Origin of the sequence: Arthrobacter sp. ZGTC412, assembly GCF_002929215.1 — a bacterium.
Taxonomy (GTDB): Bacteria; Actinomycetota; Actinomycetes; order Actinomycetales; family Micrococcaceae; genus Arthrobacter.
Genome location: NZ_PJII01000028.1, coordinates 18,424 through 36,072, shown reverse-complemented (window position 1 = coordinate 36,072; position 17,649 = coordinate 18,424). Strand labels below are relative to the sequence as shown.

Below are 17,649 nucleotides of genomic sequence, written 5' to 3'. Positions count from 1 at the left end.
AGGACGGCCAGCTGGTACTGCTTGGATTCAGTCACGGGTTTTTCCTTTTCTATATATCCAGGTCTCTTTGACGGACCGGAGGTTACGGGATTACTGCCATGAGTTCGGCGGCGTCCTTGGAGACGACGTTCGCCCGCGGGTAAAGCCGCAGGGCTTCGATCGGGACCATGAGCATGAGGTCCCCGTGCAAGGCGTTGTTCTTGCTGTCCACTGCCAGCGTGCGCGCGCCGTAGCGCAGTTCGTATTCGTAGCGTGAGCCGACATAGGAGGTGGTGAGGATTTCCACCGGCAAGCCCACGGTCCCCGACGGGACCGGGTCTCCCAGCGGCGCCAGCGTTGCCTTTTCGGGGCGGAAGGCCACTGTGACCGGGTCGCCGTCGTTCATCTGGTCTGCCAAGACTGCGGTGACAGTCTCCCCGGTGTCTTCGAGCCGGACGATCGCCCGGTCGCCGATGGTTGAGGTGATGATGCCGTCGAGGAAGTTGGAGCGTCCGATGAAGGCGGCGACTTCTGCCGTGGCGGGGCGTTCGTAGATTTCCTCGGGCGGGGCGACCTGGAGCATATTGCCGTTGGACATCACCGCGATGCGGTCGCTCATGGCCAGGGCTTCTTCCTGGTCGTGGGTGACGTAGACGGTGGTGATGCCGAGTTCGGACTGCAGTCGTTTGAGCCAGACGCGGGCCTGTTCGCGGAGTTTGGCGTCCAGGTTGGAGAGCGGTTCGTCCAGGAGCAGGACCTTGGGTGAGTAGACGAGGGCGCGGGCGAGGGCGACGCGCTGCTGTTGGCCGCCTGAGAGCTGGTGCGGGTAGCGGTGTGCCAGGTGGGCCAGGCCGACCTTGTCCAGGGCGTCGTGGATCAGGGTGTTCTGCTCTGCTTTGGGGACCTTGCGGATGTTAAGGGGCATGGCCAGGTTTTGTGCCAGGGTCATGTGCGGCCACAGCGCGTAGGACTGGAAGACCATGCCCAGATTGCGCTCTTCCGGCGGGACAAATTTGTTCGAGGAGTCATCGACCAGGACGGTGTTTCCGACGGCGATGGAGCCCGACGTCGGCTGTTCCAGGCCGGCGAGGCAGGACAGGGTGGTGGACTTTCCGCAGCCGGAGGGGCCCAGGAGGGTGAAGAACTCCCCGTCCTTGATGGTGAAGCTGACTTCGTGGAGGACGGTGATCCCTCCGAAGTCTTTGCGGAGATTCTTGACGACGACGTCAGGCATCTTTTTTACCTTTCATGAGCAGGCCGGCGATGCCGACGAAGGCTGCAGTAATTGCGATCTGAATGGTGGCCAGGGCGGCCACTGATCCGGTGTTGCCCTGGACCCAGAGCTCGAGCATGGTGGTGCCGATGATGTTGGTGTCGGCCGAGCCGAGGAAGATCGCCGGGGAGTATTCCTTCATCATCACCACGAAGGTCAGGACCATGGCGGCGACGAAGGCGGGGGTGAGGAGCTTCACGAGGATACGGAGGAACATTTTGAGCCAGTCGGCGCCGTTGACGCGGGCCGCGTTGTCCAGCTCCTCCCCGATCTGCATGACGGCCGGTGAGATGGAACCGAAGGCGCTGGGCAGGGCCCGGAGTCCGAAGCCGATGATGATGGCCCAGATGGTGCCCTGGAGCAGGGAGCCCATGTTGAAGGGCAGGAAGGAGAACGCCCAGAACAGGCCGATACCGATGATCAGGCCGGGCATGGCCTGCGGGGCCAGGGCCAGGTACTCGATGACCCTGCGGTAGCGGAAGGTGGAGCGCTTCGAGACGACGACGGCGACGACGGCCAGCACACTGACCAGGACGGCGCCGACGCTTGCAACGATGAGGCTGTTGCGGATCGAGGCGAGGTAGACCGGGAACTCGATGATGCGCTGGTAGTTGCCCATTGTCAATGAGAGGAGCGGGTTCTGCAGCGGGGTGAACACCTTGGTGAAGGAGCGCATCACCAGGCCGGCGATCGGGACCAGCGCACCGATGACCACGTAGATGGTGATGAAGGCGACCGAGAGCCATTTGATCCAGCCCAGGTCCAGCAGGCGCGGCCTGGTGGCCTTGCCGCGGACGGAGACGAAACGCTTGGCGTCTTTGAGGAGCTTGGCCTGGACGGCGACGAGAAGGATTGTCACCAGCAGGATAATCACCGACGCGGCGCCGAGGATGCCGTAGTCGGGGTCTATGGACTGCAGCCCGTTCTTGTACAGGAACGTCGCGAAGACCGTGATTCCTACCGGCTGGCCGTAGAGCAGCGGAATGGAAAGGGTTTCGATGGACATGCTGAAGACCAGCACGGAGCTGTACACCATCGGCGGGCGGAGCATCGGGATGATCACGGACCACAGGATCCGGAACGGGCCGGCTCCTACGGTCTGGGCAGCGCCTTCGAGGGATGCGTCCGAGTTGCGCAGCGCGTTGGAGCAGAAGACGTAGGCGATGGGTGCAAGTGCCACAGCCTCGGTGATAGCCATGCCGGGGATGGTGTACAGGTCCCAGGGCAGGAAGCCCAGGACGCGTCGGACCTCCACGCTGGCGAAGCCGGCCGGCCCGTACATGGTGATCCAGCCAAAACCCAGGATCAGGGAGGAGATAAAGAACGGCCACTGCATGGCCGCCCCGAAGAACCTGCGGCCGGGAATGTTGGTGCGCACGACCACGATGGCCATTGGGACGGCGATCAGCAGCGTCAGGACTGTGGTCATCACAGCAAAGATCAGCGTATTGACTGCCACCATGCCGAAGCCAGCTTCAGTAAAGAGCCGGGTGAAGTTTTCCGTGGTGAACAGACCGCCCTCCTCATAGAGAGGACGGTCCATCACCGATTGGTACAGCGTGGGGACCACAGGTGCAAGGACCAGGAGCGCCAGGACGATGATGGTTGCCCAGAAAAGCAGCTGGCTGCGGTCGACGCCCAGTATTCTGCGGTACTTGGGTGCCGGGAAATCAGTTCGCGACGGGGTTTCCGCCGGAGCGGAGGCGACCTCGGGGAGTGTTTTCATGATTTTGGTTCCAGATCCTTGCACCATGGGCTACTTGAGGAGGCTCTGCCAGCGGTCGGTGAATGCCTTCACCTTGTCCGCCGGGACAGTCTCGTACGGGGCCATGATGACGTTCTCTTCGCCGACCTTGGAGACGACATCCTGGTAGGTCAGGGCGAACTGGACTGATTCCACGCCCTCTCGGTAGGAGGACAGTCCGCCTTCGAGAACTGCCTGCTGGCCTTCTTCTGAGATCACGAAGTCCTGGAAGAGTTTGGCCGTTGCCGGGTGCGGTGCGTCAGCGGAGACGCCGAGGCCGCGGGGAATCACAACCGTGCCGTCGGTCGGGAGAACAATGTCGAAAAGGCCGTTACTGTTCTTCACCACAGGAAACGCCGGAGCGGCTGTGACCAGGACACCGGCCTTGTACTCGCCGGCCAGGACCTTTTCGGACAGGGTGCCTGAGGACGTCTCGGGGCGTGAGGCCGAAAGAATTGTTGCCAGTGAGTCCCAGGCTTCCGGGTGGGACTCGGTGAGGTTGTAGAACATGGTGAAGCCAAAGGCGCCGGTGGTGTCGCGAACACCGATCATGTTCTCGAAGTCGGCCGGGTTGGCCTTGATTTGCTCAGCAAGCCCCTTCAGGCTCTCGGGCTTTTCTTCGAGCAAAGTTGTGTTGTACGCGATGGTCTGCGGGTCAGCGGACATGGCGACCACGCCCGGCAGCAGTGCGGCGAATGTCGGGAGTTTACCCAGTTCCGGTGATGTGTAGTCGGCCAGCATTCCGTCGCGGGCTGCGAAGTCTGCCCATGCCCCTGCGGCGTTGGAGACGAAGATGTCCGCTGCGGACCCACCGGTGGCCTTCTCGCTCAGCGCCTTCTGGAAAACTTCGTCGCTGTCCAGGTTGTTGGCGGAGATTTTTGTGACGAACGGGTACTTCTTCTTGAAGTCACGCAGTACAGGATCCCAGTTTTCCTGGTCGGTATTGGAGTAGATGGTCAGCTCGCCGCCCTCTTTTTCGGCTGCGGCGACCACGTCTTTGTAATCAGCGGGGTAGTAGTCGGGATACTCCCCCACGGCGATGGAATTCTCCGGTGCGGGCGTCTGTGCTGGGCCGGTGTCGCCGCCACATGCGGTCAAACCCATCAGGGCCGCGATTGCTGCCGCACCAGCGGTCATAACCATCCGGCGGCGAGGCCCGGATGGCGGGGCCGTCTTGAATTCAGTCATTGCTTCTCTCCCTTGAGGCTGCACGGCTGGTCTTGGTTGTCTTCCGTGACTGTGATCAGCCAGTGAGGCTGCTCACACAATCATGACGCTAAGTGGTCGACCAGTCAACCACTAGGCACCAGAAATCTCGCGCATTTCCGGTTCAAGTTTTTCTGGTGCCTCATCAGGATGCCCTTAAGTGGTCGGCCAGTCAACCACTTGTGTCTTGATTTAAGGAATTACTGTTCTCGGGCACTTTTTGGGCAGCAAAAAGCGGGGAAGCTTTGCCTGCCTCCCCGCCCGTTGCGCGTACTTATTCGCTGGAGTTCAGCGTAGCCATGAGCCTGCCACTGGCTGCATCCATGTGTTCTGCCATCGACCCGGAAGCCCTGTCGGCGTCGCCGGCCAGGATTGCCTCGTACACGGGGGTGTGTTCTCGGTGGGAGCCGGTGAAGGACGTTTCCGCGTCCATGACGCGGTGGATCCACACCCGCAGGAGCGCTGCGATGTTCTTCAGCATGTTGGCAAGGACAGTGTTTCCGGAGGCGTCAGCGACTGCAAGGTGGAAGTCGACGTCGGCGGTGACGAACTCCTCGGTTGTTTTGGCTGCACCCATCGCATCCAGGGCCTTCTTGATGCGCTTGAGGTCCGCGTCAGTCCTGCGCGTGGCGGCGAGGCCCGCGGTCACCCGCTCGATGTGCTGGCGGGCTTCCACCAGGTCCGAGGTGCGGCGCTCACCGAGCATCAGCCCCCACTCGATCACCCTGGGCAGCAGTTCGGAGTTGGCATTCCGGAGGAACGTTCCGCCGCCGTGGCGGAACTCCACAAGGCCCAGTAGACCCAGTGACTTGATTCCCTCGCGAACTACTGAGCGTCCCACTCCGAAGGATTCGCTGAGCTGACGCTCCGAAGGGAGCTTCTCGCCCGGGGCGACCTGTCCGGAAAAAATGTAGTCCAGCAGGGCCTTGGCAACCTCGGAGGACGCGGGCTCTGCATGGACCACGCTCACAGGCTTGAGTCCCGTCACCGAGGGTACCGCACGTTTACGGCGGGTGGCCCGCGGGGCGGGTTCGGCAATGGCTGGGTCAGCGCTCAACAAGAACTCCATCCGGGTCGCAGTACACCAAGGCGCCTGGCCTGATGGTGACACCATCGAGAGTCAGTTCAACGTCGGACTCGCCAGCGCCGGTCTTGGTGCTTTTTCTGGGGTTGCTTCCCAATGCTTTCACGCCCAGCGGGAGGCCGGAAATCGCTTCGCGGTCCCGGATGGCTCCATTGATGATCACGCCGGACCACCCGTTGGAAACGGCGATCTCGGCGATCATGTCCCCCATTAATGCCCGGGAGAGCGACCCGCCGCCGTCAACAACCAGGATGGCACCTTCGCCGGGGGTGGATACCACGGACTTGAGCAGAGCGTTGTCCTCGAAGCACCGGACAGTCCTGGCGGGGCCGCTGAAGTGTGTCCTGCCGCCGAGTGACTGGAACTGGATGGCGAGGGACTGAATGTCCTCGCCGCGCTCATCGTAAAGATCAGCTGTGTTGACGGATTCCGCTGTCATGAATAATCCCCTTTGAGTCGTACCGCAATGCTACTCCGCAAACCCAAAGTGGTCGACCACCTAAGAGCAGTTTTTTGCACTTTCTTCGCCTGACTTCCCGGCATGAGCACGGTGGCCGGACTCTCCAAGGAGCAACGCCCATCAAACCGACCAAATACGAACAACGTCCGTCGCGTCAGGCCCGCCGGACGGGCAGAGGACCGAATGCTCCTCAGCTTTTCTACCAGACAGTTTCGGTTGCCGTCACCGGAGAAGCATCGATGGCATCAGCACGGATGACTTCCGTTACTTCAGTGGGCAGCACGTCGAGATCGTCAACGGATAGTCCATCGTCTGTGACAATCCTGTCGAGTTCTTCGAGGCTGATCACACGATAGGTCCCGAATCTGGCGAACTTTCCACTATCGGCCAACAGGACGGTGGACGTCGCAGCATCGTGCGCTGCCCTCTTTACTTCGACTGCAGCCTCGACCATAGCTGTAACTCCGTGCTTGGCATCCCAAGACTGGCAGGACAGGAAGGCGATGTCCAAGGACAGTTCTTTCAGCGTCCGGGCAGCCAACCGCCCCAGCGTTGACTGGCTGTTGATGTCTACGCTGCCGCCAAGGCAAACGATATCCACGCCGCGGTGGTCCATGAACGCCAGAATGGTGCTGAGGTCGTTACTGACGATAGTGAGGCCTGTCCTCGCTTCGAGAAACGGCCGCATGGCCTGCACCGTTGTTCCAGCATCGAGGTAGATCGTCATCGAGTCCGAGACCATCGAAGCCGCTGCCTTCGCGATAGCAGTCCTTTGAGGTAGGTCGCTGTCGTTCTTCTGCATGCGCCGGGGTTCGGCCAACTGCCGTGGGACAAACAAGGCGCCACCCTGCGCGGCGGTGACCCACCCCTGCTCAGCCAGGGCAGCAACGTCCCGGCGTACCGTCATATGGCTGACCCCTACGAGCTCTGTGAGCTGCTTATAACTCAGAACCTGTTCGCGCTGGAGATGCCGTAGGATCTCCTGCCGGCGCTGTTCAGGAATGAGCGAAGGCAGACGTGCCAATGGTGTTCCTCCTCCGCACCAGTGTAGGGGTGCCAGCTCGCCGGACGTCTGGCCGGTAATTCGGTGAGGTTGGGTTTTAGAAGCCGAGGTATACGTGTTCGAGGTGCTTGACCTTGGGTGCCTCGGCGAAGTGGGGTCCGACGAGTTCGCGCCACGTGGCGAAGGCTTCGGAGTTGCGGAACCCGACGGTGTGGTCCTCGACCGTTGCCCAGGCAACGGTGAGGGTGTACTGGAGCGGGGTCTCGATGGAGCGGTCGAGACGGAAGCCCAGGGCGCCTGGTGCTTTCTGGAAGAGCGGCGCAGCTTCAGCAACTGCGTCCTCGAATGCCAGCGCGGCGCCGGGCTTGATGGTCAAGGTCGCTATCTCTTGGATCATGATGCTGCTCCTGCTTCCGTGGCTGCCGGCTGGTTGGCCTGTTCTTCATCAATGCGGGTGCGCTCGGTCGTGCCGGCCATGGTCCGGGTCGCGTCGATGGAGGCGTAGGTCCAGAGGATCTTCATCGGCTCGGTGTCCGAGGCGTTGCGGAACCGGTGGATAATGTTGGCCGGCACGAAGGTGGTGTCGTAGGTGTTCAGGTAGTGCTCGGTACCGTCGATGTCTACGAAGGCGGTGCCTTCGATGACGGCGACGGATTCGACGCAGTTGTGGCTGTGGTGGCCGATGGCGGCGCCCGGATCGAAGGTGGTGATCCCGTTCAGGAACGTGGTCGCGCCCAGGTGGGATCCGACGAGCGGGACGGTGGAGGCGCCGTTGCCGCGGTCTTTGCGGGGCAGTTCGGCCGGGCGCAGGATGACTGCGTCCACGAAGCTGATGCTGGTGCAGATGTGCGTCATTGGGGACTTCCTTAATCGGCGACGGCGGGGGTTGCGGCGGTTGCGGTGCCGGTCCAGAACGTCTTCATGTTGGTGAATTCCCGGATGCCGTAGGAACCGAGTTCTCGGCCGTAACCGGAGTTTTTGATGCCGCCGAAGGGCAGGCGCGGGTCGGAGGCGACCATGCCGTTGATGAACACTGCTCCGGCGTCGATGTGCCGCAGCAGGGCTGTTGCCTTGTCGGTGTCCCGGGTCCAGAGCGCGGCGCCGAGGCCGAACTCGGTCTGGTTGGCCAGGGTGATGGCTTCCTCGGTGGAGGAAACGCGGATGATGGCCGCGACGGGGCCGAAGGTTTCCTCGTCGAAGGCCGCCTGTCCGGGGCGGACGTGGTCAATGACGGTGGGCTCGTAGAAGTAGCCGGGCCCGTCCACGATGTTGCCGCCCAGGATGATCTTCCCGCCGTTTTCCACCGTGCGGGTGACCTGGTCGTGGAGTTCGGCGCGGAGGTTTTCCCGGGCCATCGGGCCGATGGTAGTTGCCCGGTCGGTCGGGTCCCCGACAACGAGTTCGCGGGTGCGGGCCAGGAACTCGGCGACGAATTCATCGGCGATCTTTTCGTCGACAATGAACCGTTTCGCGTTCACGCAGGACTGGCCGTTGTTGGTGAAACGGGCCTTGACCGCTACCTTCGCCGCCGCCTTGATGTCCGCGTCCGCCAGGACGATGAACGGGTCTGAGCCGCCGAGCTCCAGGACCTGCTTCTTCAGCGCGTTCCCCGCCTGCCCGGCAACGATCCGGCCGACCTGGGTGGAACCGGTCAAGGTGACCGCTGCGATCCGGTCATCAGCGATGAGACCGGCGACCCGGTCGGATTCGATCAGGACCGTGGCGAACAGGCCGGCGGGCAGCCCTGCCTTGTCCATGATTTCTTCCACGGCCAGAGCGGAGGCCGGGACGTTGTTGGCGTGCTTGAGGATCGCGCCGTTGCCTGCCGCCAATGCCGGCAGGGCAAAGCGGAAGAACTGCCAGAAAGGGTAGTTCCACGGCATGATGGCCAGCACGACGCCCAGGGGATCGAAGACGACCCCGGAGGCGGCGGCATCGGATTCAATCGTTTCCGGTGCCAGGAAGCGCGGGGCGTGCTCGGCGTAGTATTCGGCCGTCTTGGCGCACTTTTCGATTTCAGCTTCTGCTTCGGAGATGGGCTTGCCCATCTCGAGGGTAATCAGCCGGGCGTAGTCGGCCTTGCCGTCGCGCAGGACCTTGGCGGTGTTGCGCAGGATCTGGACCCGGTCCTCGACCGGGACGGCCCGCCAGCTTTTCTGTGCATCCGCGGCCGCGGTCAGGGCGGCATCCACCTGCTGTTCGGTGTGGGCGTCGAAGCTCTGGATCTGCTCACCGGTAACGGGGTTGATCGTTGAGATCATTCGTTTTCTTCCTTAGATCTAGGGATGTGTGGCATCGTTCTCTGCCTGTGGTGCGCCGGCCGAAAATCAGGCAGTGACCGTCACGAGTGATGTTGCAAGGCGTGCGTCAACTGCAGCCAGGAACTCTTGGGTAGTCAGGAAGGGCTGTTCCGGCCCAATCAACAGCGCTAGGTCTTTGGTCATCGCCCCGGATTCGACAGCCTTGATGACTACGTCCTCGAGTGTTTCGGCGAAGCGGGTCAGATCCGGTGTCTGGTCCAGCTTGCCGCGGTGACGCAGTGCGCCGGTCCACGCGAAGATGCAGGCGATGGGGTTCGTGGAGGTGGGCTTGCCCTGTTGGTGTTGGCGGTAGTGCCGCGTGATGGTGCCATGGGCGGCTTCCGCCACCAGGGTGCTGCCGTCGGGCGTCATGAGGACGGACGTCATTAGTCCGAGCGAACCGAAGCCTTGGGCGACGATGTCTGACTGGACGTCGCCGTCGTAGTTCTTGCAGGCCCAAACGTAGCCGCCCTCCCATTTCATGGCTGAGGCGACCATGTCATCGATTAGCCGGTGCTCGTAGCCCAGGCCGGCGGCCTCGAACCGGTCCTTGAATTCGGCCTCGAACACCTCCTGGAACAGGTCTTTGAACTGCCCGTCGTAGGCCTTGAGGATGGTGTTCTTTGTGGACAGGTAGACGGGGTAATTCCGCTGTAGACCGTAGGAGAAGGATGCGCGGGCGAAGTCGCGGATGGAGTCGCTGAAGTTGTACATGCCCATCGCCACGCCGCCGCCGTCCGGGTATGTGGCAACTTCCTGCCGGATCTCCTCTCCGCCATCGGAGGGGGTGAATGTCAACGTGAGCGTCCCGGGCCCGGGGACCTTGAAGTTGGTGGCCCGGTATTGGTCGCCGAAGGCGTGCCGGCCGATAATGATGGGTTTGTTCCAGCCCGGGACGAGCCGGGGGATGTTGGAGATGATGATCGGTTCGCGGAAGAGGACGCCGCCCAGGACGTTGCGGACTGTCCCGTTGGGCGAGGGCCACATCTTCTTCAGCCCGAATTCCCGGACTCGCGCTTCATCCGGGGTGATGGTGGCGCACTTGACACCTACTTTGTGCTGACGGATGGCATGGGCAGCCTGCAGCGTGACCTGGTCATCGGTCGCGTCCCGGTTTTCCAGTGAGAGATCAAAACTCTCCAGCTTGATGTCTAAATAGGGAGTTATCAGGCGGTCCCTGATGAACTGCCACATGACGTGGGTCATCTCATCGCCATCGAGCTCCACCACCGAACCCACGACATCAATTTTCTCGAACGCACTCATGATTTTCCTTGCTGTTGGTTGGGCTTCGGGGCGCCTAGAATTTTGGCCTATTCGGAGCGCGCTTGTGCCTGAAAACCATGACGTCGTCGTCCGGAAGGAACATTGCCCGGCCTTTGCCGTTGTCCTGAATCAGCCAGAAAACGCTGCCGTCCAAAGCGAGCATGTCCACCCGGCCTGAGGTAAGGGTTTTTCCGTTCCGGTGCACGAGCTCAAGATCGTCTTGGCGGGCGAGCTTTGTCCAGTTCAATACCGGTTCCAGCTGGGCATGACGGGACAGCCGAGCTTGAAAGCTGGCCGTTTGAGGGTGATGGATTGGCATAAATTGCTCCTTGTTCTGATGGGGCGGAGGGTGCCGCATCAGCTGCTCGTCCGGTTAAGGGTCCTGCGGAGAATCATGGGGATGACCCCGCCTACGGCGAGGAGTTCGCATTCGAGTCCGGTTTCCACCGCAGCTGTGGCGGTGAACGGCTCTTTCGTTCCGTCGCTGCGGACGATGGCGGCCGCGATGTCGGCGCGGGGGTGGATGCGGTCCTCGCCGGCATCGAGCCTGATCCGGTCGCCGGGCTTCAGGCTCAGGAGCGCGTCCCTCATATCTGCTGGCATGACGAGCGGGAGGATGCCCATGCCGATGAGGTTGGAGCGGTGAATCCGCTCGAAGCTTGCCGCAACGACGGCCCGGACGCCGAGTAGCCGTTGTGCCTTCGCGGCCCAGTCCCGGGAGGAACCCATGCCGTACCGCTCCCCCGCCACCATGACCACGGAGTCGCCTTCTTCGCGGTACCGCTGGGCGGCATCCCAGATGGGCATCGTTTTGCCCGACGGGGTGTGGATCGTCTGGGCGACCGGCGCTTCGGGGTGGAGGAGGTTCTTGACCGACTTGGCGTGGAAGGCGCCGCGGACCATGACTTCCCAGTTGCCGCGGCGGGAAGCGAAGACGTTCAGGTCAGCCCGGTCCTCTCCCCTGTCCACCAGGAAGTCAGCCACATCGCTGTCCGGGGGGATGGCGCTGGCAGGGGAGATGTGGTCGGTGGTGATGTCATCGCCCAGAACCAGCAGCGGATGGGCGGCGTATTGGCCCAGGAGGCTTCCTTCGGTCATTGCCGCGAAGGGAGGCCTGCGGAGGATGGTTGACGCCGGATCCCAAGGGTATTGGGCGCCGTCCGGGGCTTCGACGCGGCGCCACTGCGGGTCCCGGCTGGCGATGATGAAGTCGCGGCGGAAGTCCGCGGGGTCGTTGGCTTTCACTACCAGGGCGTCGATTTCCTCGCGTGTGGGCCACAGGTCGGTGAGGTAGACGGGGGTGCCGTCCTCGAGGTACTGAAGGGGTTCGGCGCTGAGGTCGCGTTTGGCGTCGCCGGCCAGGGCGAAGGCGACAACCAGGGGCGGGGACATGATGAAGCTGAGTTCGACGTCGGGATGCACCCGTCCCGGGAAGTTCCGGTTCCCGGACAGGATGGCGACAGGTTCGCTGCCGCCGTCGTTTTGGGCCTTGGCGACGACCGGTGTCAGGGGGCCGGGGTTGCCGATGCAGGTGGTGCAGCCGAACCCGACAATGTCGAATCCGACGGAGGCGAGGTCCTCGGTCAGGTCGGCGCGCTTGAGGTAGCTGGCGGCCGCGGGAGAACCGGGAGCGAGGGAGGTCTTGACCCATTCGGGGACTTTCATGCCCCGCTTCCTGGCGTTCCGGGCCAGCAGTCCGGCAGCGATCAGCAGGCGCGGGTCAGAAGTGTTCGTGCAGCTGGTGATCGCGGCAAGGGCAACGGGGAACTCCGGCAGCGGCCCGGTTCCAGGGCGTTTCGGTCCGGCCTCCTGTTCCAGGGAGTTGCGGATGCCGCCGTAGGGCAGGAGGTCCTGGGGGCGGCGGGGGCCGGCGGCGTGCATGGCGATCGTGGACAGGTCGAGGTCGATGACTTTGGTGTAGACGGGGGTCGCTTCCGGGTCGAACCAAATCCCTGCCTGCCTGGCGTAAGTCTCGACGAGGCGTGTCTGTTCCGCGGCGCGGCCGGTGCCGGCAAGGTAGTCCAGGGCCATGGCGTCGATCGGGAAGTACCCGGTAGTGGCACCGTATTCAGGTGCCATGTTCGCCACGACGGCCCGCTCCCCCACCGTCAGCGTTGAGACGCCGGGGCCGAAGAACTCAACAAACTCACCCGTGACGCCGACTTCGCGAAGGCGGTGCGTAATGGTCAGAGCCAGATCAGTGGCGAGGGTGCCCGTGCGGAGCTCCCCGGTGAGCCGGACCCCGACGACGTCGGGGATCCGCAGGGTGGCGGGCATGCCAAACATGACGGTCTGTGCTTCCAGGCCGCCGACGCCCCAGCCGAGAACACCGAGACCGTTAATCATCGGCGTGTGGCTGTCGGTGCCCACCATCATGTCCGGCACAGCCCAGCGGTCCCCGTCCTTTTCGATGGTGGTCACGACGGTGGCGAGCTGTTCGAGGTTGATGGTGTGCATGATGCCGGTCCCGGGCGGGTTGATGTGTACGTCGTTCATCGCCTTCGACGCCCATTTCAGGAACTGGTAGCGTTCCCGGTTCCTCCGGATCTCGTGCTTGATGTTCCGGGCGGCCGCGTCGGCCCGTCCGTATTCCTCCACTGCCAGTGAATGGTCAATGGAAACGTCCACGCGCAGCAGTGGGTTCAAGGCCATGGGGTCCTCACCGCATTCGGCCAGGGTGTCGCGCATGGCGGCGATGTCCACCAGGGCGGGTGTGCTGGTGGTGTCGTGCATCAGCACCCTGGTTGGAAGGAACTCGATTTCGGCGGTGCTCGTCCCGGAGTCAAGCCAGCGGCGCAGGGCGTCCATGGCCTGGTCGCGCTCGTGACCTGTCATGTTCCGCTGGACGTTCTCCGCCAGGAGCCGAAGGACGATGGGCAGGCGGGGGTAGTCCGGCCCGAACGCGCCTTCGATGTCCACCGCTTGGAGCACCTCGCCGTTGACTTCGAGGTGGGTAACGGAGGGGTGGGAACCGGCGGCGGTGGCGATGCTCATGGTGGACACTTTCTCGGACAGGATCGGGCCTGCGTTAAGTAGAGGCGGTAACCTCCGCTGGAGGGGTTATGCCGTGGAAGTTTCGGGGCCCGGCGGGGAAGTTGCTCAAGGGCTGGCTTCCCCGCCGGATTTTGGGGCTGGCTAGTGGGTGACAGCCATCAGTTCGGCGACATCCTTGGAGACGACGTTCGCCCGGGGGTAGAGGCGCACGGCTTCAGCCGGGACCACCAGCTGTACCCCGCCCGTGAGGCCGCCGGCGGTGCTGTCGACCAGGAGGGTTTTGCTGCCGTATTTGAGGTCGTACTCGTACCGGGAGCCGACGTAGGAGGTGGTCATGATGTCGGCGTTGAGGACGATGGCATCGGTAGGAAGCTCCGCTCCCCTGTTGGTCAGGAAGACCTTTTCGGGCCGGAAGGCCACGGTGACGAGATCCCCGGTAGCGGCCTGTTCGCTGACGGCCACGTTGATGGTTTCACCGCTCTCGTCCAGGCGGACGGTGGCTGCGCCGCCGCGGGCGGAGATAACTGTGCCGTCGATGAAATTGGAGCGTCCGATGAAGGCGGCGACTTCTGCGGTGGCGGGGCGTTCGTAGATTTCGTGGGGCGGTGCGACCTGAAGCATGTGCCCGTTGGACATGACCGCGATGCGGTCGCTCATGGCCAGGGCTTCTTCCTGGTCGTGGGTGACGTAGACGGTGGTGATGCCCAGTTCGGACTGGAGGCGTTTGAGCCAGACGCGGGCCTGTTCGCGGAGTTTGGCGTCCAGGTTGGAGAGGGGCTCGTCCAGGAGCAGGACCTTGGGTGAATAGACGAGGGCCCTGGCGAGGGCGACGCGCTGCTGTTGGCCGCCGGAGAGCTGGTGCGGGTAGCGGTGTGCCAGGTGGACAAGGCCTACCTTGTCCAGGGCGTCGTGGATCAGGGTTTTCTGCTCTGCTTTGGGGACCTTGCGGATGTTAAGGGGCATGGCCAGGTTCTCGGCCAGGGTCATGTGCGGCCACAGCGCGTAGGACTGGAAGACCATGCCCAGGTTGCGCTCCTCCGGGGGCACGAACTTGTTCGAGGAGTCATCGACCAGGACGGTGTTTCCGACGGCGATGGAGCCTGAGGTGGGTTGTTCCAGGCCGGCGAGGCAGGACAGGGTGGTGGACTTTCCGCAGCCGGAGGGGCCCAGGAGGGTGAAGAACTCGCCGTCCTTGATGGTGAAGCTGACTTCGTGGAGGACGGTGTTGCCTCCGAAGTCTTTGCGGAGGTTCTTGACGACGACGTCAGGCATCTTTTTTACCTTTCATGAGCAGGCCGGCGATGCCGACGAAGACTGCGGTGATGATGATCTGGATGGTGGCCAGGGCGGCGACCGATCCGGTGTTGCCCTGGACCCAGAGCTCGAGCATGGTGGTGCCGATGACAGCGGTGTCGGCGGAGCCGAGGAAGATCGCCGGGGAGTATTCCTTCATCATGACCACGAAGGTCAGGACCATGGCGGCGACGAAGGCGGGGGTGAGGAGCTTGACGAGGATGCGGAGGAACATTTTGAGCCAGTCGGCGCCGTTGACGCGGGCGGCGTTGTCCAGTTCCTCCCCGATCTGCATCACTGCAGGGGAGATGGAGCCGAAGGCGCTCGGCAGGGCCCGGAGGCCGAAGCCGATGATAATGGCCCAGATGGTTCCCTGGAGCAAGGAGCCCATATTGAACGGGAGGAAGGCGAAGGCCCAGAAGAGTCCGATACCGATGATCAGTCCGGGCATTGCCTGCGGGGCCAGGGCCAGGTATTCGATGACCTTGCGGTAGCGGAACGTGGAGCGTTTGGAGACCACGACGGCGACGACGGCCAGGACGCTGACCAGGACGGCTCCGACGGCGGCAACGATAAGGCTGTTGCGGATCGAGCCGACGTAGGCGGGGAATTCAAAGATGCGCTGGTAGTTGCCCAGGGTCAGGGACAGCAGCGGGTTCTGCAGCGGGGTGAAGATCTTGGTGAAGGACCGCATGACCAGGCCCAGGATCGGGACCAGGGCACCGATGACCACGTAGATGGTAATGAAAGCAACGGCGAGCCATTTGATCCAGCCCAGGTCCAGCAGGCGGGGGCGGGTGGCCTTGCCGCGGACGGAGACGAAGCGCTTGGCGTCCTTGAGCAGCTTGGCCTGGACGGCGACGAGCAGGACTGTCACCAGCAGGATGATCACCGATGCCGCGCCCAGGATGCCGTAGTCCGGGTCCACGGACTGGAGTCCGTTCTTGTACAGGAAGGTCGCGAAGACGGTGATGTCCACGGGTTGGCCGTAGAGCAGCGGAATGGAGAGGGTTTCAATGGACATGCTGAAGACGAGCACCGAGCTGTACACGATGGGCGGGCGCAGCATCGGGATAATCACGGACCACAGGATCCGGAAGGGCCCGGCGCCCACGGTCTGGGCAGCGCCTTCGAGGGAAGCATCGGAGTTGCGCAGGGCATTGGCGCAGAACAGGTAGGCAATCGGGGCGAGTGCGACTGCCTCTGTCAGGGCCATGCCCGGCAGGGTGTAGAGGTCCCACGGCAGGAACCCCAGGATGCGGCGGACCTCCACGCTGGCGAAGCCGGCCGGCCCGTACATGGTGATCCAGCCAAAGCCCAGGATCAGGGAGGAGATGAAGAACGGCCACTGCATGGCCGCCCCGAAGAACTTCCGGCCCGGGATGTTGGTGCGGATGACCACGATCGCCATCGGGACGGCGATCAGGAGGGTCATGACGGTTGTCATGACGGCGAAAAGGATGGTGTTCAGGGCAACGGAACCAAAGTTGGCCTCCGTGAAGAGCCTGGTGAAGTTTTCTGTGGTGAACAGACCGCCCTCCTCGTAGAGAGGGCGGTCCAGCACCGACTGGTAGAGCGTGGGGATCACAGGTGCAAGGACCAGGAGCGCCAAAATGATGATGGTCGCCCAGAAGAGCAGCTGGCTGCGGTCGGCGCCGAGGATCCTGCGATATTTCGGAGCCGGATATTCCGGCCGCGGCGCAGCAACCTGCGCCGCCGGCCTGGTTTCGGGGATTGTTGTCATGGGGTGTGTTCCGGTCCTTGCCTGGTCAGTCACGGGTACTTACTTTTTGAGGCTGTTCCAGCGCTCGGTGAAGGCTGCGGTTTCGGCTTCGGAAACCTTCTCGTAAGGGACGGAGATGATGTTTTCCTGGCCCACTTCCTTGATGATGTCGGCGTACGTGTAGGTGTATTCGACGGGCTTCACCCCGTCGCGGAACGAGGAGAGTCCGCCTTCCTGGATGGCCTGCTGGCCTTCGGCCGAAAGGGTGAAGTCCATGAAGAGCTTCGCGGTGGCCGGGTGCGGCGCCTTGGCTGCGATGCCGAGGCCGCGGGGCAGGACCACCGTGCCGTCCTTGGGCAGGACGATCTCGAACAGTCCGCCGGAATCCTTCACGACAGGAAAGGCGGGAGCGGCACTGACCAGGGCGCCGGCGACGTATTCTCCGGCCAGGATCTTGTCAGTGGCCGAAGAGCTCTCCGGCCGTGAGAGGGGAAGGATCGTGGCCAGGGAGTCCCATGTCTCCGGCTTGTTCTTTGTCAGGGCGTGGAAGATCGTGAAGCCAAAGGCGCCCTTGATGTCGCGGATGCCGATCTTGTCCTGGAACTGGGCCGGGTTTGCTTTGGCCTGATCCGCGAGTGAGTCCAGGCCGGTAGGCGCCTCGGTCATCAGGGCGGTGTTGTAGGCGACGGTCATCGCGTCTGCAGATATGGCAGTGACGCCGGGCAGCAGGTTCGCGAAATCCGGAACCTCGGCCAGCTCAGGCGAGGTGTATTGGGTCAGGACGTCGCCGCGTTCGGCGAAGTCCGCCCAGGCGCCGGCGGCGTTGGTGACCAGGATGTCTGCCGGTGAGTCTCCGGTGGCGTTTTCGCTCAACACACGCTGGAAGACCTCGTCAGAGCCAAGGTTGTTGGCGGAAATGTCCTTGATGAACGGGTACTTCTTTTTGAAGTCGCGGAACACCGGCGCCCAATTTTCCTGGTCGGTGTTCGAGTAGACGGTGAGCGCTCCGCCTTCCTTCTCTGCCGCAGCCACCAGCTCCTTGTAGTCGGCCGGGTAGTACTCGGGGTACTGGCCGGCCGCAATCGAATTTTCGGGAGCGGGGGTACCTGCAGGCCCTGACCCTCCGCAGGCGGCAAGGGTCAGGGCCAGGGCTGAGGCGACGCCGACGGCGGCGTACCTGGCAAACATCCGGGATTTGGGCTGGGAGCTGGAGCGGGGTGTGGACACCGTCATGGTTGTCTCTCCTTTGAGCAATGCAACGGAATGGTGCGGCATACCACTGCTGTGATCCGCCTCAGCCACTGTAGCCTATAACCTATAGGGT

General features: G+C 63.0%; 15 protein-coding genes. All 15 read right to left on the bottom strand.

The window, feature by feature from the left end; all coding sequences use genetic code 11:
• Positions 1–82 precede the first annotated feature (82 nt).
• Complete coding sequence (locus CXQ88_RS20655) at positions 83–1,213, bottom strand: ABC transporter ATP-binding protein (RefSeq protein ID WP_104046031.1); 1,131 nt, start codon at positions 1,211–1,213, stop codon at positions 83–85.
• Entirely contained in the window at positions 1,206–2,978 is a 1,773-nt protein-coding gene (locus CXQ88_RS20650; protein ID WP_104046029.1) for an ABC transporter permease, read from the bottom strand. The genes CXQ88_RS20655 and CXQ88_RS20650 overlap by 8 nt, the downstream gene beginning before the upstream one ends.
• A 30-nt stretch (positions 2,979–3,008) precedes the next feature.
• Positions 3,009–4,184 (bottom strand): ABC transporter substrate-binding protein, encoded by a 1,176-nt coding sequence (locus tag CXQ88_RS20645; RefSeq protein ID WP_104046028.1) that lies wholly within the window; start codon positions 4,182–4,184, stop codon positions 3,009–3,011.
• Positions 4,185–4,476: 292 nt separating this feature from the next.
• Positions 4,477–5,259 (bottom strand): FadR/GntR family transcriptional regulator, encoded by a 783-nt coding sequence (locus CXQ88_RS20640; RefSeq protein ID WP_219816366.1) that lies wholly within the window; start codon positions 5,257–5,259, stop codon positions 4,477–4,479.
• Positions 5,249–5,725, bottom strand: a complete 477-nt coding sequence (gene rraA, locus CXQ88_RS20635) for a ribonuclease E activity regulator RraA (RefSeq protein ID WP_104046026.1) — start codon at positions 5,723–5,725, stop codon at positions 5,249–5,251. Before rraA ends, CXQ88_RS20640 begins: the two co-directional genes overlap by 11 nt.
• 220 nt (positions 5,726–5,945) lie before the next feature.
• Complete coding sequence (locus tag CXQ88_RS20630) at positions 5,946–6,770, bottom strand: DeoR/GlpR family DNA-binding transcription regulator (RefSeq protein WP_104046025.1); 825 nt, start codon at positions 6,768–6,770, stop codon at positions 5,946–5,948.
• Positions 6,771–6,846: 76 nt separating this feature from the next.
• Positions 6,847–7,146, bottom strand: a complete 300-nt coding sequence (locus tag CXQ88_RS20625; RefSeq protein WP_104046024.1) for an antibiotic biosynthesis monooxygenase family protein — start codon at positions 7,144–7,146, stop codon at positions 6,847–6,849.
• On the bottom strand, positions 7,143–7,604 hold the full coding sequence (locus tag CXQ88_RS20620; protein WP_104046023.1) for a cupin domain-containing protein: 462 nt from the start codon (positions 7,602–7,604) through the stop codon (positions 7,143–7,145). The genes CXQ88_RS20625 and CXQ88_RS20620 overlap by 4 nt, the downstream gene beginning before the upstream one ends.
• 11 nt (positions 7,605–7,615) lie before the next feature.
• Positions 7,616–9,010 (bottom strand): NAD-dependent succinate-semialdehyde dehydrogenase, encoded by a 1,395-nt coding sequence (locus CXQ88_RS20615; RefSeq protein WP_104046022.1) that lies wholly within the window; start codon positions 9,008–9,010, stop codon positions 7,616–7,618.
• A gap of 66 nt (positions 9,011–9,076) precedes the next feature.
• Positions 9,077–10,315: an NADP-dependent isocitrate dehydrogenase gene (locus tag CXQ88_RS20610; protein ID WP_104046021.1), complete on the bottom strand. Its 1,239-nt coding sequence runs from the start codon at positions 10,313–10,315 to the stop codon at positions 9,077–9,079.
• Between the two features lie 34 nt (positions 10,316–10,349).
• Complete coding sequence (locus CXQ88_RS20605; RefSeq protein ID WP_104046020.1) at positions 10,350–10,562, bottom strand: hypothetical protein; 213 nt, start codon at positions 10,560–10,562, stop codon at positions 10,350–10,352.
• A gap of 110 nt (positions 10,563–10,672) precedes the next feature.
• Complete coding sequence (acnA, locus tag CXQ88_RS20600) at positions 10,673–13,309, bottom strand: aconitate hydratase AcnA (protein WP_104046019.1); 2,637 nt, start codon at positions 13,307–13,309, stop codon at positions 10,673–10,675.
• Between the two features lie 141 nt (positions 13,310–13,450).
• The gene (locus tag CXQ88_RS20595) at positions 13,451–14,581 is read right to left on the bottom strand and encodes an ABC transporter ATP-binding protein (RefSeq protein ID WP_104046017.1); all 1,131 of its coding nucleotides are present in this window, start codon (positions 14,579–14,581) and stop codon (positions 13,451–13,453) included.
• The gene (locus CXQ88_RS20590; RefSeq protein WP_104046016.1) at positions 14,574–16,346 is read right to left on the bottom strand and encodes an ABC transporter permease; all 1,773 of its coding nucleotides are present in this window, start codon (positions 16,344–16,346) and stop codon (positions 14,574–14,576) included. The genes CXQ88_RS20595 and CXQ88_RS20590 overlap by 8 nt, the downstream gene beginning before the upstream one ends.
• A 39-nt stretch (positions 16,347–16,385) precedes the next feature.
• The gene (locus tag CXQ88_RS20585) at positions 16,386–17,558 is read right to left on the bottom strand and encodes an ABC transporter substrate-binding protein (protein ID WP_104046014.1); all 1,173 of its coding nucleotides are present in this window, start codon (positions 17,556–17,558) and stop codon (positions 16,386–16,388) included.
• Positions 17,559–17,649: the final 91 nt, after the last annotated feature.